Genomic DNA, 19505 nt, shown 5'->3' with positions numbered 1-19505 from the left:
AATAGTTAATGAGCAATCTCTTAGAAATTGAAAATTTAACATATAGAAAGAACCTAAAAGTAATTCTTAAAGATATCAATTTAAACTTAAAGCATGGCAAAATTGTTGCTCTTTTAGGCGAAAATGGAGCTGGTAAAACAACATTGATGCGCATAATCGCAGGAATTAATAAGAATTTTCGCGGTATGGTTGCGATTGATGGAGTTCAATCTGTTGCGGACCGTAAAAGGGTCATTTCTTTCTCTGACAGTTTATCAGGATTTAAGGAAAGTACTAAAGTTGCGAAAATAATTAATTTTTACGAATATCTTTATGATGATTTTGACAAAAATAAATTTAAGCAGCTACAAAAGTTCATGAGATTAAATGAAAACTTACGTCTGTCTGAAATGTCAAAGGGTATGCGTGAAAAGCTAATTATTGCTTTGACTTTTTCACGTCAAGCAGAACTCTATTTACTCGACGAACCTTTCTCTGGAATTGACGCGATGGCTCGAAAAAAAATTATTAGTTCAATTATTCTATGGAAAGCGGATGAAGCAACTATTCTAATCTCTGATCATTTCGTTAACGAAATTGCTTCTATGCTTGACGAAGTTGTTGTTGTAAAAGATAAAACAATCTACTGTCACAAATCAACTGAAGAAATACGTGAGAATAATCAAAGCATCGAAGAATTTTATGAAAACATATATGGAGAGGGTGACGAATAATGTTCGGTCGGCTTTTTGCTACTTTATTTACACGAAAAATTAAGAAGGCTAACTACGTACTGCTTGTCCAATTAATTGCAGCCATAGCAATTACTGTACTTAGTTTTACTACAAGTGGACATGTTTATTTTGGAAGGCAAGATTTAGGGGTTTTTCCATCGTTTTTCATGTTTGTCCTCTTTTTCTCCTTTATTGCAGCATTGGCTTTATACTGCATAACTTGTAATGAAAATGAGTCAATTAACGTGAACCAGTCTTTGCGGTTATTACCAATCTCTGATTCAAAGTATTATTTGGATAATATCTTCACTTCAATTGCAACATTAGCATATTTTGCATGTATAGAAGCCATTGGTATAGGCATTAGTTTTTTGTTGGCCTTTCAATTTGATGGCACATTTCATTCAGAAGTTATGACATCGTATGAAAAAAGTAGTTTTGTTTTCAATGTTGAAGATTTTATTGTTGTTATCCAGTCACTGATCTTACTTGTTTTATTTTGTCTACTTTTTTATTTAATGCTTAGTTTTTTAAACTTCTCAAGCCAAGCAATTATTAGTTTTTTACCAGGATCAATTAAAAACAAGTCTTTGTTGGGCTTCATCCGCGTTTTTCTAGTGTTCATTCTCATATGGGCATTAGTCAAAGGAATCCGAGCTCTAACGCCTATTTTTGATGCACCATTTGCAGTCTTTTTTCAATCAACGTCGTCAAATGATTTATTGGAGCCAATTTCAATATTCATTTGCTTTGACTTGCTTTTCATTGCCATTAATTTGTTCTTGTTCAATCAATATATTGAGCCAAAAGAAAAGAAATAACTATCAAACTACTCATTAAGAATATTAGTGAGTGGTTTTTTGTTAAAAAGGATTGCATGGCAGATTTTTTTAGTCTATCATAATAGTGTAATAGAAATATAATACAGTATAAACAGCTGATTTGATCTCCAAATTGAATTATCTCAGGGTATGATGATTGACAAACGTACTCGTATAAAGCAAAAGATTTAGTTGTTAATAAAGTGTATTAGAACTAGGAGCGAACTTAATGGGAAATCTACTAGAAATCAAAGATTTGACGTATCGAAAAAATCAAAAAACGATCTTAAATAATGTCAATCTAACATTAGGACCAGGAAAAATTGTTGCATTATTAGGAGAAAATGGTGCAGGAAAAACTACTTTGATGCGTATTATTGATAGCATGGCTAAAAATTATCATGGCACTGTAATGGTAGCAGGAGAGGATAATGAAGTTGAAAGGAAAAAGCACATATCCTTTACTGATAATTTATCTGGATTTTCTGAAAATACAAAAGTAGAACAAATTAGCAAATTCTATGAAGTTATTTATCAAGATTTTGATGTAAATGAATTCGAACAGCTACGTGGTTTTATGAAAATTGATTCTGAGATACGCCTTTCTGAAATGTCAAAAGGTATGCGTGAAAAACTAGTTATTGCACTAACATTTTCGCGTAAAGTAGATCTATATCTATTAGATGAGCCCTTTTCCGGAATTGATGCGATGGCTCGAAAAAAGATTATTAACTCAATTATTTTATGGAAGGCTAAGGAATCTACTATTTTAGTTTCTGATCACTTTGTTAACGAAATTTCTTCCATGCTAGATGAGGTTGTGATTATTAGAGATCATACTGTATATGAACATTTATCAGCGGATGATATTAGAGCTAAAAATCAGAGCATTGAAGAATACTATGAAGGACTTTATCAGGAGGAAGAAGAATAATGTCACTTTTTAATTGCTGCTTTACTGAACTATTCAAATTAAAAACTAAGAAGCTTAACACCTTGATGCATTTTCAGATTCTAACTTCAATGGCAATAACCTTTTTTTCTCTGTATAAATTTGAAAATAATCGCTTTATCCGCAATACTTATGTAAATGATTTTAATTTCATAACCAACTGGATGACGTCTTTCTTCTTTCTTGTTCTTGCTTTTGGATTTATTGCTGTTTGCTTGATAGCAATATTTGCTCAAAGGGTAAACCGCAGTCAAACCTGGCGGCTAATTCCAATGAGCAGCACCAATCTTTATCTTGATAATACGCTTAGTTCATTTGTCTCAATTGTTTATCTCGGAATCTTAGACGTAATTGGGCTTTTGCTTTTATTCGGGATGTCGGTACTAACGGATAGTCGTTTCAAAAAGAACGTGATTACAGGTTTCTCCAGTCCTTCAAATGCTATGTCTCAATTATTCAATGAACGAGCTTTCAAAATTTGGGGCTCTATATTACTATTGATTTTAATTACTCTTTTTGTCTTTTTTGTAGTTGATTTTTTAAACTTTTCAAGTCGTGCAATTTTAGAATTTTTACCCACTACAAGCGGTCAAGCTTTTCTCAGAGTCATTTTTATCATAGTCCTAATTGTTGCTTGTTGGGTTGCCTTTAGTGCTAATAGCTTCTTAGCGTCACTTATCGACTTCCCGATAAACTTTCTGTTTAGTAGTATTTTTGGCTATGAGTATAATGATAGGTATATAGACTTTGGTATTTCACTTATCATCATGTTAATCTTTGATATCTTTTTATTGGCAGCTAATACTTTGATATTCAACTACTTTTTCGAAGCAAGGGAAAAGAAATAGTGTATTTCTCTTCAAACAAAGAAAAATGACCCCAAGCAAGACTTGAGGCCATTTTTTATATTTATTTCAACTTAACGCTTGGTAGCAAGAAAGTCATACAGTTGATTAATTTCTTCAGGAGTGAATTCACCTTCACCAGCCTTCATTGCATGAATTTTCTCTACCGACAGGTGACTAGCAAATGCTAAATCTGTATCTGTAGTATGATGTTCTGTCTGGTAAGTAATAATTGCATCGGATAATTCTTCTATTTGCTGATTCATAATAAAATCTCCTTTACAATTATTTTAGCCAAAAAACCAAAAAATTCAAAGAAAAGTACTGCTAAAATCCTTGAATTTTATTAAAAGGCCAATATCTAAAGGTAACTTTACCGACTAGATTTTCTCTTTTTACAGGTCCAAAAATGTGGGAGTCTTTTGAGATATCACGATGATCACCCATTACCCAATAATAGCCTTTAGGCACTTTATAAGTAAAATTAGTGGTGTATGTATGTCCAGCATCATTGTCCGCTTTTTTGTATTTGTTATTAAGGTATGGTTCAGCTAGTCTCTTGCCATTAATATACATTTTGTCGTTTTTAGAAACGATTTTATCACCCGGCAAACCAATAACACGCTTAATATACATTGCTCCAGGAGTGTCGTTTGCGGCCTTAGGAGCTAATAAAACTACCACATCGTTACGTTTAGGCGTAAAGTTCCGTACCGAAATCAAGCGATCTTTATCTTCAAAAGTTGGCTGCATTGATGGACCAGAAACTTCATCATTTGAAAGAACGAAGTGGAAGACAAGATAGAAAGCACCAAGAATTACCACCATCATTATGACAACGTCTAAGATGAATTTTCCAAGACTTTCTTCTTCGTTATCTTGCTTTTTTGTTACATTTTTTGCCATAAAATATTCTCCTTTATTCAGTTACTTTTTATTATAACTGAAATCTAGTCATATGAATGGTAAAATCATTGTAGGTATTTGAAATGACAGATTATTTAAAGAAAATTAATCAATTAGATGCTCAGCTTGATAACCCAATAATTCATGACCAAGTTAAAGAAGTTAATCGAATTGATCGCTACATGAAAGAAAAGAAAATTTTACCGATTGCTCCTAAACGACTTGGTTTTTATCCAAATGAAGTTGAGAAGCTTGAAAGTTGTATGCCAAGGCTACAAAAGGACAATATAAAAGTTACCAATCAGCTTCTTAATAGCATGAGGCAGTACCTATCAATCAATTACGGTGTTTGGTCATTGCCAAATTTGGAAACTGCCAAACTAATTAAGGAGCAGTTTAAAATTAGCTCCGTTTTAGAAATTATGGCAGGAAATGCATATTGGTCTAAAGCTTTAACTGAAGTAGGTTTAAAGACAATTGCAACAGATTCATTAGAATGGTCAAAAACTTCAAAAACTGGAAGCCAGCAGGCTACAAAAGTTTTGAATTTAGCTGCACCTGAGGCAATTCAAGCGTTTCCTGACGTTCAACTAATTATTTGTGCATGGGCACCTAATTTTGACGAGAGTGATTTAAGTGCGATAGAAGCTTGGCAAAAATGCAATTCAACTAGTCGTTTGCTATTTATTGGTGAAAAAAATGGTGTAACTAACTCTGCTACTTTTTGGCACCAAATCCATTTCACCCATTCACCGGAATTACAGACAATTAATCATTCGTTTACAAGTTTTGATTTTATTGAAGAACAAATATTTGAGATAAAACATGAGATCTAAAAAAATCCTCTTACTATTTATTATTTTTTTGACATTACTTGGTACAGGTACAATGCTTTCAAATGTCCAGTCCCAAGAAGCTAACCAATTGCTTGAAGCTTATGGCTTGAGCAACAATACGCGCAGCTTTGAAATCAAGAATAACCAAAGTGTTAGCGACTTTTTAAAATATCTAGAGAAAACCTTTCCCCAAAATAAAATCCAACTTCACTTAACGAGTAAAAGAAGGGACAATCAGACATTAGTTTGGTCTAATCATGATGTTTTAACATTACCAACGGAATCTGGACGATATTTTACTTTAGATGACTTTAAGGGACATGTTTCATTTGGAGTTTTAGGCTTAAATGCTAAGGTTCCAACATTAAAAACACAAAATAATGAGTACATTATTTTAAATAATACTTATTATTCTGTGATTGGTACCCTGAAGCACTACCGCCGGATGAAACAAAATGGTTATTATTTAACAACCGGTACCAAGCAGCCTACAGGTAAATTCAAGCTTAAAGACTATACCATTATTATTGATAGCTCTAATAAGGTAATTAGAAAAATTGCCCGTCATTATGATGTTAAAGTTAAAACACCAGTATTTGTAAGAAAGCATCAAAAGCGTCAACTTTCCGTAATTAAAGAATTTCTATTCATCATTTTGCTAGTCTTTGTGGCCACTATTGCTAACATCATCTTGGCTTACTTGGATTGGCAAACCGTTAAGGCGACTCACTTAAAAGGTAGTTTATTACGCAATTGGCTTGCCAATCATGGCTTTAGAATAATATTAGTAGAGCTATTATTATCACTTGGAGCATATTTCTTCCTTTGCTGGCGTGCTTTTTATTCAAATCGAGAGCACCTTTTAATGCTTCTTTTGGGCAGTTGGGGCGTAGTTGCGCTTGTTTATAGCTTCTTCATCTTTTTATGTTGGCGAAAGGAAAACACACATGCTTAATTTACCAGCTGAATTTATTTCTAAATATCAAAAATTACTCGGTCAAAAGCAAGCACAAGAACTATTTGATGCGATGAGCCAACCCGCCAAAAAGGCATTTAGAATCAATACTTTAAAAGGGCAGCGAGAAGTCTCTTATTCTCTCGATCAACCGATTCCTGGACTTAAAAATGCATACTACGGCCAGATTAATGGTCAAGACCCGGAAGCTATCAGTGGCTTAGTTTATTCTCAAGATCCTGCAGCAATGTTTCCTGCCATGATTGCTGATATTCACCCAGGAGACAAAGTACTCGATTTATGCGCTGCTCCTGGAGGAAAAAGCACATTTATCGCTGAACAGCTGAAGGGTAAAGGACTACTTGTTGCAAATGAAATTTCTAATACACGAGTTAAAGCCTTAAGAGAAAACTTAGAGCGCTGGGGGGTAATTAATGCACTAATAACTTCTGCAAGTCCAGAAAAGTTAGTTCAACCGTTTACGCAATTTTTCGATAAAATCATTGTCGATGCCCCGTGTAGCGGGGAAGGGATGTTTCGAAAAAATCCTGAAGCAATTTCTTATTGGTCACAAGACTATGTTGTGACTTGCCAAAAAAGACAACAAGACATTCTGACCGAAGCAGTAAAAATGCTTAAACCTGGTGGCGAATTGGTTTACTCAACTTGTACTTTTTCGCCAGAAGAGGATGAAGAAATCGTATCCTGGTTAGTCGAGCAATTTGGCTTTAAAATTCTCCCAATCAAAGTAAATACCTCTGCTGTTGAACTAGGACATCCAGATTGGGCCAATAACGATCCTGCAATAAAGGGGACATTACGTTTTTGGCCAAACGATAATTTAGGTGAAGGGCAGTATGTTGCCAAATTACAATTAGCTGAACGAGAAAAAAGTACTAATACAAAAGTTAAAAAGCGAAGACCTCATCAAAACAAAGTCAAATTGACGAGGTCAGAAAATGCATTAGTTGCAGAGGTTTTAAAACCATTTAATTTACCCTTAGAACTTGCTAACTGGTCAGCATCTTGTTTAGTAAGTCAAAATCATGTTTATCTTCCTGCAATCGAGACTGACAACATGCATTTTAAAATTATTAGTAACGGATTAGAGCTAGGAATTTTAAAGAAAAAGCGCTTTGAACCGAGTCATCAATTAGCGCTGGTATTAGGACAAAGAAAACAAAAACAGGTAGTAAATTTAACTAAAGAAGATTATGCTAAGTATATTCATGGTGAAACTATTCGCCTAGAATCAGCTTTACACGGTTTTGTGCTAGTTAGTTGCCAAAGTTGCGTGTTCAGTTTTGGTAAAATAACTAATAATGTTTTAAAGAATTTTTATCCAAAGGGATTACGGAAGTAAAAGAAAGTAACTATTAAAGATGATTAAATTAATTGCCACTGATATGGACGGTACATGGTTAACCGATGAAAAAACCTATGATGAAGAACTATTTTTGCGCGAGTTTGCTTTAATGCAGGAACAGGGAATTAAGTTTGTAATTGCCAGTGGAAATCAATATGAGAATATTTATTCTCGTTTTCCTAAAACAGCTCAGCAAATGTATTTTATTGCAGAAAATGGGGCACTGGTTGCTAAGGGAAGACAAGTTCTTCATGTTGACAGCTTATCCGATGAAGATTTTCAAACCATTTTGGAAATTGTTCAGACATACTCAGATGAAAAGGTCACTGTTTCTGGTCTTGCAAGTGCATATGTTTTAGAAAAAGATGGTCAGCACTATGCAGAAGAGCTTAAAAAGTACTACCAAAAGCTGCGTATTGTCGAGGACTTTAACCATTTAGACGATCAGATTTTCAAGGTAACATTAGATGTTCCCGAAGACAGAATGCCGAAGTTGTTAAGTAAACTTCAACGCGATTATCCGCAAATTGGCTTTGTCTCTGGTTCATCGACCTCAATTGACATGTCAACTAAAGGAATGAACAAAGCTGTTGGCCTAGAATACTTAAGCAAAAAATTCCATATTAATTCGCGCGAAATGGTTGCGTTTGGCGACAGTGGTAATGACGTTGGGATGCTAAAATATGTTGGCCGGAGCTTTGTTACCGCCACCGCTTTGCCAGTTGCCAAAAGTGCAGCGGACCAAGTGATCGGATCAAGTAATGAAAGCGCCGTTCAAAAAGAAATATGGCATCTATTAAATTAAGACAAAAAAATATGCAAAGTAGAATTCTACTTTGCATATTTTTAATTATGTAAAATTAATTCAATTGATCAATTAAATTCTTCAAGGGCAGGTCGAAGTAATGCTTGATTTTACTTAAATTTGTTAAATCATTTTGACCGTAAATAGCTAACAAACTAGCTAATTCTTTTTGCCACGCCAAAATCGTTTGTAATAATGCATCTTCGCCTTGATCCTGATATGTCTGCAAAAAGACATTGGAAATGCCGATGTATTTTCCTCCCAAGCATAAACCTTTAAAAATATCTAATGGATTACGAACACCACCTGACACGATAAAGGTAACCTTTTCTTCAGCCGCCATTAAAGCAGAAACAACAGTTGGCAATCCAATCGTTTCAAGATAAGAAAGGTCATTTTGGTTTCGTGCATTTTCAATCTTAGCAAAATCCGTTCCGCCACTGCCAGCAACATCAAATAGCTCAAAACCTTCATTTTTTAGTAAATGAATTGTCGCTTGGTCTAAACCGCAGCCGACTTCTTTTATAATTATCGGAACGGTAACATTTTGACGTAATTCAATTAAGTTATCTAGCCACAAAAAATCGCGATCGCCTTCAGGCATAGCAATTTCCTGAACTGTATTCAAATGAATCTGTAAAGCATCAGCATTAAGTTCATTAACAATTTTTTGAGCATCCATAGCCTCAGTCTTCGCATTCACGTTTGCAATTATGACACCGTCAGGATTTTTTTCACGTGCAATCAAAAAGCTGTCAAGTTGTTCAGCTTCTTTAACTAAGATACTTGCAGAACCCAATGCAAGACCTATTTTAGCTTGCTGAGCAATTTTACCAAATGCTTGGTTAATAGAGAATGATTTTGCAGAACCACCGGTCATTGCGTTAATAAAAAAGGGCGCATTGACGTTTTTGCCAAACATAGTTGTTTTAATCGAACTTAAGTCAACTTTTGCTTCTGGCAAAGCAGGTCGTAAAAGTCCCATTTGGTCAAAGCTATTTGGCTTATTCGGTTCATAAAATTGGTTTGCTAAAGAAAGGTGTTCTTCCTTACGTTTTGATCTAATTGACATTTTTCTTCTTACTGCATTAGCTTTACTTGATGAACGTGAAGGTCAAGGGGTAAAACATTGTTTTTACGCCATTGCTGTTCAAGCTCATTAACATTAGTTTGTTCATCGGTTATAACGATGCCACAATCTCCGTTACCCGCACCTGATGTTTTTGCCGCACCACCAAATGACTCAGCAATATTGATCAATTTTGACAAACGGGGAATCTCAATTGCAATTTGATTTATTTGAGCAAAGTGCTGTAACAGTTTCCTGTTTTCTCGAATTTGCATCTTTATTAGGTCAATATTGCCTTGTTCAAAACCATCAATCATGCGTAATACGCATTTTCGCGATTGTTGTAAAAATTGTTTATATTCGACATTTAATGCTGCTTTATTGGCATTAGTTTCATCAACTAGGCGTGAAGTTGATGCAGGTTTTTGACTCCATCCAATCAATAAGTTCATCCCTTCAGGAGGGGTCAATAATTGAATTTTTAGCCCTGGCCATGCTTCATCAACAACTTCAGAAAGTGACTTTTGTGTTAATTCGCGTTTCAGCCATTTTTTATCAAATGTTTGATAGGCAATCCAGCCACCATAAACACTCGCAGCAATATCTCCTGCAGAGCCGTTTCCTTGAACAGAGTAGTGGGAAATAGCGGACAGTTTATAAACTAGTTCGTTACTAAAAGGCACGTTATAAAAACGTAGAATCGCTTTAACCGTGGCTACTGTGACTGCCGCACTAGAACCTAGACCATATTTTTTTCCGTCAGCTGAGTCAAGATCAGAATTGACGTGCAAATCATATACTCGTAATTTGATATGTTGTTCGAGGCAAAAACGTTCAGTTAAGTTAATTGCCGACAAAATATATTCAAAAGGATTATCACGGTTGTCAATCACCATTTGGGCACCGCGTCGTACCCAGTGAATTGAATCCTGCGAATATTGTTTGGAATGAATCGAACCAGTAGATGACTTAGATTTAGTAATCGAAACCCGGATAAATTGATTAACTGCGACCAAAATTGCGGGACAATCCTGTTCTAAAACTGCATATTCACCGGCGATGTATAACTTACCGGGCGCTTGTTCTGTTATCAAAGAATTTAATCTCCTAACCAATTTAAATACATTATTAATCCAAATATTTGATACCTGGACCAAAACTTGCATTTACTATCTTAACATTGTCAAATTCTGATATGAAACGCTTAGTAATTTCTTTTACATTTTTTAACCGAGTCATAACTTTTACATTTGGACCAGCGTCGATTGTATAGTAACATTCTATTCCTTCTCTTCGCAGCTGCTCAACAAGTTTGATTGCTCTAATCGTATCCGGCTCAAAATAGGTAAATCCAGGTTGAGCCGTTAAGTTAACAGCATGCATCTCATTAGCATTTAATTCGGCTAATTGACCCAAAGCCGTAAAGTCGTTTTGTTCAATTGCTTCAATCATTTTATCTATTTCTGCTTGATTGCGTTCTAGCCAAGGCTGGAAAAAGGGCGAGGTTTTGGCCAACTGCATTCCGTTAGTTGAAGATAATTCTTTGGGGTTAGGATTAAGTTCAACCGCTAATAAATGTAAGTCCATTTCAGGTTGCTCATTTATTGCATACGCATAAGAGGTCAAATCGCTATTTCCTTTCTGCCACATCGCAAAGCCACCAAACACTGAACGGCATGCCGAGCCTGATCCCATTCTTGCCAAACATGAAAGTTCTTGACGGTTAATTTGCAGATCATAGTACGAGCTAAATGCACCTGCTAAAGCAGCAAACGCCGAACTAGAAGAGGCGAGACCAGCTGCAGTTGGAACATGATTGGTAGATTCAACTTGCAAGTGTCCACTTAAACCAAATCTTTCTTGTAAAAATCTAAGATACGAAAAAACGCGCTGGGCACTTTTACCAGTTTGCTCAGTACCATTTAAAATGAAACGGTCTTTTTCACTATCAGAAATTTTGGTATCAGTATAAAATTCATCTAGTGTCATTGAAATACTCGCCATAGCAGGCAAGCGCATAGCCTGGTCTTCTTTTCCCCAATATTTTATTAGAGCAATATTTGTGTGTGCACGAACAGTTTTTTCCATTAAATTTCCTCGATCCAACTATTAACAGCAACATTTTGACATTTTTTTGCAATTGACTTTGCTACTTCAACTTTGTCGCAAAGTACAATGACGATTCCACCTAAACCACTTCCAGACAGCTTAAAGCCCAAGGCTCCATTTTCAAGAGCAAGTTGTTGTAACTGTTTAATTTTACTCGTGGCAAGGCCAAAAGAATCTAGTATTTCTTCAGCTTCATTAAAGATTTTGCCAACACTAACGCGGTCTTGGTTAACCCAAGCTTGTTTTGTATCATCGGCCAATTGACCCAACTGCTTAATCTTTTCATTAGCCACTGGGGATGACTGGACTTGCTGTTGAACTTGAGCAACAGCTTTTTTTGTACTACCTAATTCCCCTGTATCCATAATCAAGAGGGTGGCATTTAGCTTGGCGCGTAAAACACTGGGACCTGACTTTTTATTAAAAAAGATAAGGTAATCAGAATTAACGGTCGCAGCATCTAACCCTGACGCTTTTCCATGATTAATTGTTTCAGCATGATTCGTAACTTCAATTATTTCATCATTTGACAAGTTTAAATTAAAGTAGTCGTTCATTGCCTTGGTTGTTGCAAGGGCAACTGTTGCACTTGAGCCTAGTCCACGCTCGATTGGAATTTCTCCTGTATAAGTTATCCTTAAATTTTCGTTACTATTAGCTTTTGTAAGCATTGTTTTAACGACATACTTCAAACCGTCGTATTCATCTGGCGCCATAAAAAAAGGCCCATGATATGATGCAGTATCCATCCACATTTGTGGGCCCGGTTCTACGGTTGCTTTAATGTGTAAAGACATGATTGGCAAGGCTAGGGCATTATAGCCATAAACCACTGAATGTTCACCAATCAAAATCACTTTTCCGTGCGCTAAATAACTCGATTTCATTTTATTTAAGATCCTTAATGTTTGTGAAAAAAGTTTAGCTCCTATGCTAAAATATGTAGCAAAGGAGAAGAGAACAAATGATCAAAATTCTAGTCGGTCGTCAAACCGATCCAATGCAGGAAAAAGTTTTACAAGCAGCAGTTGAAAATTATCAAAAATTTCCAAAGCAACAAACTTTTGTCATTGTTCCCAATCACATTAAGTTTACCACAGAAATCAGAGCAATAAATAGGCTTGCTATTAGTCAAGGCAATACTGAGCAATCAGTTAAGAACTTGCAAGTGTTATCTTTTTCACGACTTGCGTGGTTTTTCCTAAAGGATTCAAAGCAGGTAATGCCCACTCAGCTTGACAACACTGCGGCAGCAATGATTTTAGCTAAAGTCATTGAACAAAAACGTGATCAGCTCCACCTCTTCAAAAATGTCAATGTTAGTCCTGGCCTAGTTAAGCAGCTTTACAGTACTATTTTGCAAGTTAGAGAAGGTAATCTAGACTTAGATGACTTTGATCAAGATAAGTTAGACCTTGAAACTAAAAACAAAGTGGCTGATTTGAAAATTCTTTATGAAGCTTTCATTGACACCATTAAAGATAAGTTTTCAACTTCTAACGAAATTCAGTTACAGCTAAATGAATTTCTGGCTAGTGGGATTGATTTGAGTAAGACTGACTTTTACTTTAGCGATTTTTCACACTTTTCCTTGCAGGAATGTTTGACTGTCAAATTATTGATGAAGCATGCAAATAGTGTAACTCTGGCTTTTAAAACAAAAACCGGTGAGCTTGACGCTAAAGCAGAACCCGGTGATTATGACTATGTCATTCAAAGAACGATTAACCAATTAGTTAAATATATCGAAGCAAACGAACTAAATTATCAGGTTGAAACAACTAAACCCTCGGCAGCGCCAACTAACCGAGAACTACTTAACTCATTTTGGACAGGTACCGTCCCTGAAGTGGGAAAATTAAATAATATCCAGCTAATTCGTGCCGACAACCGTTATGCTGAAGCATATTTTGTTGCTCGAACTATTTACCAGCAGGTGGCGCTTAATAATTACCGCTACCGCGATTTTTTAGTGCTTGCGCCAAATCTGCACGAATACGAAACCTATCTTTCGCCAATTTTACGGCAAAATGACATTCCATTTTTTAATGATTTACAACAGGAAATGAAGTATCATCCCTTAGTTGTTTTAATTGAGAATATCGCTCAGCTGTTAACTAGGCCACTTCAAACACAAAATATGCTTGCGATTATGAAGACACACTTAATTATTCCGGATTGGTATAAGGATGAGACTTCATACATTCATGATGTTGATGAGCTCGAAAATTTTGTTTTAGCCCACGGCATTAATCATAACTTGTGGAAGCGCGATTTTACAGATTATATTGCTGCTGAAGTTATTCGACTAGACAGAGTTCCAGATGAAGTTGCCAAAATTGAAAAACTAAAGGACTTTTTTGTTAAAAAGATTACTTCTTTGTTAAAAAAACTAGCAGAAGAAACAGACACGCAAAAGGCAATTACCATTTTCTTCAACTTTTTAGTTAACAATCACGTGCCCAAAGTGCTAGAAAAGTGGCGCCAAGATGCCCAAGAAGAGGGTGACCTTCAACAAGCAAGGCAATCAGAACAAGTTTGGGATTTGTTAATTACACTGCTTCATGACTATCTATTAATCAATCCTGATGAGTTTGAGCTTGATAGTTTCTTCAATGTACTAATCAATGGCTTTAAAGAAGCAACATTTGCCCAGATTCCTTCTACACTGGATGCTGTCAACATTTCTGAAACGGGAATTGTTCAACTCAGTGGCTACAAGCAGGTCTTTATCTTGGGCGCCACCAATACAGGTTTGCCTAAGATTCAAAATGTACCAGGCTTTTTGAGCTCTGAAAATTTACAAACTTTAACTAACAGTGGTGCATTTAAAGAAGATTCTTATATTGAAGACCAGCAACAAACCAGTAACCTTGATCAAAATTATCAATTTGGTCTGCTACTGGCGCTTGGTAGTGATATGACCTATGTTTCATACTCTGTAGTAAACGCAGAAAACGAGTCGGTTCAACCTTCTATTTATTATGAACGACTTAAACGTGTCGCAGGTGTCGATACCAGCGTGCAAAAAGCAGCTAATAAAAAAGAGACTGAAGAAAAGGAAAGAGTTGAATTTGCCCAACATAATCTTCCAGAAAAGCTAAATGATCTCTTGTCTTTTTTAACCAATCCGCAAGCTAGTCTTGGATATTTAACATACCTAAAGCAGGCACATCCAGAAGTTAATATTGAACACTTATTTGAACTGACTAAGGAGCGCATCCCTAAAAAGACTAAAATGGTGCTTGACGCAAGTCAGTTTGACAATCACCCACAAGATATCGGTGCAGAGCTTGCTCAGCAATTATACGGAGAAAACCTAAACTCTTCAGTTTCGCAACTCGAAACTTTTTATGAAAATTCTTATGAATACTTTTTAAATTATGGTCTTCGTTTACGCAAACGATTTGATAATGAATTTGATGTAATCCAAGCCGGAAATTATTTCCATGAAACTTTTGATCGTTTAGTGAAAGAGCTGAATAAGGAAAAGCTTGATTTGGCCGAAATTGATGATCTGAAGCTGAATCAATTGCTCGAAGTTGCTCGCGAAAAAATGAAGAGCGAAGCAAAATATAAACAACTTCGTAATGATCCATTTAATGTGTTCCTCTTTAAGTGTCTCGATCAAACCACTACTAATGTGGCTGTTAATTGGCATCGCGCGGTTAAAAAGACTCCATTAAGAGCAAAGTACTCTGAACTTAGCTTTGGCTTTGGTGAAAAAGTACCTGGACTAGACTTATTAGTACCAAATCTAGATGGGAAGCATTATGTCAATTTACGAGGAAAAATGGACCGGGTCGATTTGGCAAAGGTTAGTGATCAAAACGAGTACATTGCTCAAGTTATCGACTATAAGTCTTCCGCCAAAAAGTTTAATTTAGGACTGTTTTATCAGGGAATTTCACTGCAAATGGTCTCGTATATGGATGTACTAATGCGAAATCAACAGTTTTTTACTGGTAAAGAGCCGATGTCATTACTCGGAGCATTTTACCAAACCATTACCAGACAAACTGAACGTTTAAATGGTAAAGATCTATACGGCAATAACTTACAACTTAAGCAAGCTAACTTAGATGGAAAAACGAAGCTCAAGTATAACGGTCTTATTAACTATGATCAGGCCGTTATCTTAGACGCCGATCCTGCACTAAGTAATGGTGGAACTACTTCGGAAATCTATGCTGGGGTCAATAGTAAGAAAGATGGTTCATTGAGTTTTCGTGGCAACGCGTTTAATGATGAAGAAATTGAACTTCTTCTAAAATATGATGAAGAATTAATCAAAGATGCATCTAGTCAAATTCTCTCCGGTAAGGTTCAGCTCAATCCCTATAAATATGGCCAGCAAGTCACTGCTTTGACATACTCTGACTATCGGGATATCTTCTTCTTTGATGCAATGCTAAAAGAAAATAAATACCATCAAATTGATAATTTGAGTAAAACAGAATTAATGAACAAAATTAAAGAGAAACTGGGAAAGGAGGAATAAGTGATGCCAGATTATACGAATGAACAACAGCAAGCAATAGACGATCGTGACCTTGATATTCTGGTTTCTGCTTCTGCTGGGAGCGGAAAGACAACTGTTTTAGTAGAGAGACTTATGCAGGAAATTCTCACTGGAACGGGTGTAAATGAGTTATTAGTCGTGACCTTTACTAAAGCCGCTGCTCAAGAAATGAAAGCAAAAATTAAAAGTGCCCTTGAGCAGAGACTAAATAAGCATGAAAAACTTAAAGTTGACTTACGAGAGCAGCTTAACTTAATTGACGCTGCTAATATTTCAACGATTGATGCTTTCTGTCTAGATGTTATTCATCGTTTTTACTATGTCATTGACCTTGATCCTAGTTTTAGTGTTTTAACGGATGAGACTCAAGCAGCATTAATGCGTGAGCGAGCACTGCAAGAAATTGAAAGTGAATTTTTAGAAAACGATGATCAAGCTTTTATTGCTTTTTACGAGAATTTTGCCGGCGACCGTAGTGCTGAGTCTGCACGTGACTTGTTATTAGACTTATATAATTATGCAATGGCTAAGCCAGACTACCGTGACTGGTTAAAAAGCTTACCAACTCAATATGAAATTGGTGACGATGTCACTCATTCAAAGCTATGGCAGAAGAACATTAAGCCTTATCTTTTGACCACTTTTTCTGATTTAAAGGAAAAACTTGAGCAGTTGCTGGCAATGGCTGCCATGGAGACCAAAGAATTAGCAAAGGTTAAAGACAGCTTCCAACTCTTTGATAAGTGCTTGCAAAATTATCTGGCTAGTATTGAAAGAGATGAAAATTATGATAAACAAAGAGAGCTACTAAGAAGTTGCCTCTTTACCAGTTTTCGTAAATCGAGCAAATGGGATGAAGATTTACTTGATTTTTATGAGGAATGCGTTGAGTTAAAAAAAGATGCTTCCGAGCAAGTATTTACGTCTTTTACCTCCTTTTATGCTACCGATGAAAAAGAACAAATTTCCTTGCTAAACAAAGGGCATCAAATTATGGTTGCAATCGTTAAAGCAGAGCTGGCCTTAATTGAGCGATTTGACCAATTGAAGCGTGCAGAAAATCTGGTTGACTATAGTGATATGGAGCAATTTGCTTATCAAATACTGAGTCAAGATACTTCAAATTCGCAAATGGCGCGGTCGTTTTATCAAACTAAGTTCAAAGAAATCTTGGTTGATGAATATCAGGATATTAATCCCTTGCAAGAACGAATACTGCAGTTGATTAAAAAGGACGGACAAAATAATTTATTTATGGTGGGGGATGTTAAGCAATCAATCTACGGTTTCCGACAAGCTGAGCCTTCGCTTTTCCTCCATAAGTATCAAGAGGCAGCTAAAGATGAGAACAAGCAGGATGAACGGATTCTATTATCTGCAAATTTCCGTTCAACAAAGCCGGTAATTAAACTCGTTAACCAGGTATTTGATCATGTTTTGACTACTGACTTTGGTGGGATTGACTACCAAAAAGAAGGGCAGTTAGTTTTAGGTGCTAATTATTATCCCGAAAAACTGCCCCAAGCCAGTGAACTAATATACAGCGAAAAAGATGGCCAAGATGGTTCAACTAATACCGAAGATGAAGACGAAATCGATTCAGCTGAAATTGCAATGGTAATTAATCGAATTAAGCAGTTTAAAAACGAGAATTTGCAAGTTTACGATACTCAGACAAAGAAAAAGCGGAACTTTAAATACAGCGATATTGCGATTTTAACTAGAAGCCGTAGCGATAACTTAGCAATTATGCAGGAGTTTGCCAAAAATGACATTCCGTTACTGGTGACGGATGCAAAAAATTACTTCCAAACGCTTGAATTAACAATTGTGCTAAACTACTTGCGCATCATTGATAACCCAGATCAGGATATTCCGCTAGTTGCAGTATTGCGGTCACCACTATTTAATTTCACTGAAACTGATTTAGCCAAAATCAGAGTACATAGTAAAAATACCGGTTTTTATGATGCCTTAACTTCTTATGTTGCAGTCAATGATGAGCTGAGTCAAAAAACAAAGATTTTTCTAAATCAGTTAGAAGAGTTACGTCACTTTGCAGCTAATCATCGTATTTCTGAGTTAATTTGGAGCATTTACGAACGAACTAATTTACTTGAAATAATGACTGCTTTGCCAAACGGAAAGCAAAGACGCGTCAACCTTGAAGCACTTTATGAGCGTGCCAGTTCATATGAAAGTGCTGGCTTTAAAGGACTATATCAGTTTATTAACTTTATTGAGCGAATGAGGCGCAGTCAAAAAGACTTAGCACAACCTCTAGTTACTAAAGAAGCGGGGGACTCTGTTAGACTGATGACTGTCCATGGTTCTAAAGGGCTTGAATTCCCAATTGTTTTTTATATTGGTTTACAGCACCGCTATCAAATGCGTGATTTAAGCGGTAATTATATTATCAATGCAAATAATTTGGGTCTAACAATCAGGCAAGAACATTATCGCGCCGATACACTGCTCAAATCTTATGATAATATTGCTCAAAAGCAGCAATTGTTGGAAGAAGAGGCACGTATTCTTTATGTAGGGATGACACGTGCACGCCAAAAACTAATTCTTATTACAGAAGTCAAAAATTACGAAAAGACGCGCCAAAAATGGCAAAATCAGCTTAATGGTCGACAGAAATTGCCTTTAAGTAGTAAATTAAACGCTACTAGCTCAATGAGTTTTATTGGTCCAGCAATTAATTTTGACAAATATCCCGAAATCAAGATTAGTGATATCACGAATTCATTAGATGAAGAGACACCATTTTTGTTAGTCCATTATGAAAATGAAAAAATTTCTTCTGAAATAGCTAAAACAGAAGAAGTGGCCTCTGACCAAGATCATGCTTTATTAACAAGAATAGCTCCTAAGTTGTACGATTACGACTATCCTTTCAGAGATGCCAGTTCGACTACGGCTTATCAATCTGTTTCTGAAATAAAGAAAGCATTCAATGATCCATTGGAAACTGAGTTGGAAAATGCACACTTATTGGCTTCAACCAATCGTTATCTCCAGCCAATTGAAACTAAACCTGACTTTTTGTTTGAAACTAAATTTACTGGAGCAGAGATTGGTACTGCGACACACTTGCTTCTCCAGTACTACGATTACAATCAAAAAGGTGAGCCGGAACAACTTGAACTTGAAATAAAAGATTTAATTAAACAAGACAAGTTAAATCCAGAAATTGTCCCTAGCATTAATCAGCAACAAATCAATTGGTTCGTTCACAGTGATTTTGCTAAACCATTCTGGCAAAATCCTGCTCAACTTAAGCGAGAGGTTGAATTTTCCAGCTTGCTTTCTGCTAGTACCTTGTTCAACGATTTTAGTGATCCAAATGCTAAAATATTAATTCATGGTACAATTGATGGTTATTTCGTTGAAGATGATGGCATAATATTATTTGATTATAAAACTGACCACATTGATCAGCATAATTTAGATTTAGCAATTGCTAATATTAAGCAAAAGTATACTGGTCAACTGCGTTTATACGAGCGAGCACTTAACTCATTTGCTGAAAAACCAGTTAAACATAAGTACCTAATCTTACTTGACGCAGAAAAAATAGTAGAAATAAATTAATTGAAA

Annotated in this window: 16 protein-coding genes; 10 read left to right on the top strand and 6 right to left on the bottom strand. The window is 35.9% G+C overall.

What is annotated here, in order from left to right; translation table 11 throughout:
• Nucleotides 1-8 precede the first annotated feature (8 nt).
• From DKL56_RS04075 to DKL56_RS04060, 4 genes are all read left to right on the top strand, one after another.
• Nucleotides 9-713: an ABC transporter ATP-binding protein gene (locus DKL56_RS04075; protein WP_074425317.1), complete on the top strand. Its 705-nt coding sequence runs from the start codon at nt 9-11 to the stop codon at nt 711-713.
• Entirely contained in the window at nt 713-1534 is an 822-nt protein-coding gene (locus DKL56_RS04070; protein ID WP_109715512.1) for a hypothetical protein, read from the top strand. The genes DKL56_RS04075 and DKL56_RS04070 overlap by 1 nt, the downstream gene beginning before the upstream one ends.
• A 229-nt stretch (nt 1535-1763) precedes the next feature.
• The gene (locus DKL56_RS04065) at nt 1764-2468 is read left to right on the top strand and encodes an ATP-binding cassette domain-containing protein (RefSeq protein WP_074425319.1); all 705 of its coding nucleotides are present in this window, start codon (nt 1764-1766) and stop codon (nt 2466-2468) included.
• Between the two features lie 89 nt (nt 2469-2557).
• Nucleotides 2558-3334, top strand: coding sequence for a hypothetical protein (locus tag DKL56_RS04060; RefSeq protein WP_162542500.1), 777 nt, complete (start codon nt 2558-2560; stop codon nt 3332-3334).
• Nucleotides 3335-3405: 71 nt separating this feature from the next.
• Here the strand turns inward: DKL56_RS04060 and DKL56_RS04055 are convergent, their stop codons facing one another.
• On the bottom strand, nt 3406-3597 hold the full coding sequence (locus DKL56_RS04055) for an LBP_cg2779 family protein (protein WP_109715510.1): 192 nt from the start codon (nt 3595-3597) through the stop codon (nt 3406-3408).
• A gap of 61 nt (nt 3598-3658) precedes the next feature.
• Entirely contained in the window at nt 3659-4237 is a 579-nt protein-coding gene (gene lepB, locus DKL56_RS04050) for a signal peptidase I (RefSeq protein ID WP_046306911.1), read from the bottom strand.
• Between the two features lie 83 nt (nt 4238-4320).
• Here lepB and DKL56_RS04045 point away from each other — a divergent pair, with 83 nt between their 5' ends.
• The 4 genes from DKL56_RS04045 to DKL56_RS04030 are packed head-to-tail and all read left to right on the top strand — an operon-like array spanning nt 4321 to nt 8199.
• Nucleotides 4321-5073: an SAM-dependent methyltransferase gene (locus DKL56_RS04045; protein ID WP_109715509.1), complete on the top strand. Its 753-nt coding sequence runs from the start codon at nt 4321-4323 to the stop codon at nt 5071-5073.
• Nucleotides 5063-6028, top strand: coding sequence for a hypothetical protein (locus DKL56_RS04040; RefSeq protein WP_109715508.1), 966 nt, complete (start codon nt 5063-5065; stop codon nt 6026-6028). The genes DKL56_RS04045 and DKL56_RS04040 overlap by 11 nt, the downstream gene beginning before the upstream one ends.
• On the top strand, nt 6021-7391 hold the full coding sequence (locus DKL56_RS04035) for an RsmB/NOP family class I SAM-dependent RNA methyltransferase (RefSeq protein ID WP_109715507.1): 1371 nt from the start codon (nt 6021-6023) through the stop codon (nt 7389-7391). The genes DKL56_RS04040 and DKL56_RS04035 overlap by 8 nt, the downstream gene beginning before the upstream one ends.
• A 19-nt stretch (nt 7392-7410) precedes the next feature.
• On the top strand, nt 7411-8199 hold the full coding sequence (locus tag DKL56_RS04030; protein ID WP_109715506.1) for an HAD family hydrolase: 789 nt from the start codon (nt 7411-7413) through the stop codon (nt 8197-8199).
• Nucleotides 8200-8254: 55 nt separating this feature from the next.
• On the opposite strand, the gene fni is transcribed toward DKL56_RS04030, so the two are convergent.
• From fni to mvk, 4 genes are read right to left on the bottom strand one after another with little or no spacing between them, the layout of a single operon-like run.
• Nucleotides 8255-9271, bottom strand: a complete 1017-nt coding sequence (fni, locus tag DKL56_RS04025; RefSeq protein ID WP_109715505.1) for a type 2 isopentenyl-diphosphate Delta-isomerase — start codon at nt 9269-9271, stop codon at nt 8255-8257.
• 8 nt (nt 9272-9279) lie between these two features.
• A complete protein-coding gene (locus DKL56_RS04020) occupies nt 9280-10362 on the bottom strand; it encodes a phosphomevalonate kinase (protein ID WP_074425326.1) in 1083 nt (360 codons plus the stop codon).
• A 34-nt stretch (nt 10363-10396) separates the two neighbouring features.
• Complete coding sequence (gene mvaD / locus DKL56_RS04015; protein WP_109715504.1) at nt 10397-11356, bottom strand: diphosphomevalonate decarboxylase; 960 nt, start codon at nt 11354-11356, stop codon at nt 10397-10399.
• Nucleotides 11356-12264, bottom strand: a complete 909-nt coding sequence (gene mvk / locus DKL56_RS04010) for a mevalonate kinase (RefSeq protein WP_109715503.1) — start codon at nt 12262-12264, stop codon at nt 11356-11358. Before mvk ends, mvaD begins: the two co-directional genes overlap by 1 nt.
• A 77-nt stretch (nt 12265-12341) precedes the next feature.
• Between mvk and DKL56_RS04005 the strand changes: the two genes are divergently transcribed.
• Entirely contained in the window at nt 12342-15878 is a 3537-nt protein-coding gene (locus DKL56_RS04005) for a PD-(D/E)XK nuclease family protein (RefSeq protein WP_109715502.1), read from the top strand.
• Between the two features lie 3 nt (nt 15879-15881).
• On the top strand, nt 15882-19499 hold the full coding sequence (gene addA / locus DKL56_RS04000; RefSeq protein ID WP_109715501.1) for a helicase-exonuclease AddAB subunit AddA: 3618 nt from the start codon (nt 15882-15884) through the stop codon (nt 19497-19499).
• Nucleotides 19500-19505 lie beyond the last annotated feature (6 nt).

It is taken from the genome of Lactobacillus apis (genome assembly GCF_003150935.1).
Lineage (GTDB): Bacteria > Bacillota > Bacilli > Lactobacillales > Lactobacillaceae > Lactobacillus > Lactobacillus apis.
Note: the sequence above shows the minus strand (reverse complement) of the source record. Positions and strands in the feature narration are given on the sequence as shown.

Coding starts and splice junctions, on each gene's coding strand:
- DKL56_RS04075 (WP_074425317.1), top strand. CDS start 9: ATGAGCAATCTCTTAGAAATTGAAAATTTAACATATAGAAAGAACCTA.
- addA (WP_109715501.1), top strand. CDS start 15,882: ATGCCAGATTATACGAATGAACAACAGCAAGCAATAGACGATCGTGAC.
- DKL56_RS04035 (WP_109715507.1), top strand. CDS start 6,021: ATGCTTAATTTACCAGCTGAATTTATTTCTAAATATCAAAAATTACTC.
- mvaD (WP_109715504.1), bottom strand. CDS start 11,356: ATGGAAAAAACTGTTCGTGCACACACAAATATTGCTCTAATAAAATAT.
- lepB (WP_046306911.1), bottom strand. CDS start 4,237: ATGGCAAAAAATGTAACAAAAAAGCAAGATAACGAAGAAGAAAGTCTT.
- DKL56_RS04005 (WP_109715502.1), top strand. CDS start 12,342: ATGATCAAAATTCTAGTCGGTCGTCAAACCGATCCAATGCAGGAAAAA.
- DKL56_RS04045 (WP_109715509.1), top strand. CDS start 4,321: ATGACAGATTATTTAAAGAAAATTAATCAATTAGATGCTCAGCTTGAT.
- DKL56_RS04065 (WP_074425319.1), top strand. CDS start 1,764: ATGGGAAATCTACTAGAAATCAAAGATTTGACGTATCGAAAAAATCAA.
- mvk (WP_109715503.1), bottom strand. CDS start 12,264: ATGAAATCGAGTTATTTAGCGCACGGAAAAGTGATTTTGATTGGTGAA.
- DKL56_RS04040 (WP_109715508.1), top strand. CDS start 5,063: ATGAGATCTAAAAAAATCCTCTTACTATTTATTATTTTTTTGACATTA.
- DKL56_RS04070 (WP_109715512.1), top strand. CDS start 713: ATGTTCGGTCGGCTTTTTGCTACTTTATTTACACGAAAAATTAAGAAG.
- DKL56_RS04060 (WP_162542500.1), top strand. CDS start 2,558: ATGGCAATAACCTTTTTTTCTCTGTATAAATTTGAAAATAATCGCTTT.
- DKL56_RS04055 (WP_109715510.1), bottom strand. CDS start 3,597: ATGAATCAGCAAATAGAAGAATTATCCGATGCAATTATTACTTACCAG.
- DKL56_RS04030 (WP_109715506.1), top strand. CDS start 7,411: ATGATTAAATTAATTGCCACTGATATGGACGGTACATGGTTAACCGAT.
- fni (WP_109715505.1), bottom strand. CDS start 9,271: ATGTCAATTAGATCAAAACGTAAGGAAGAACACCTTTCTTTAGCAAAC.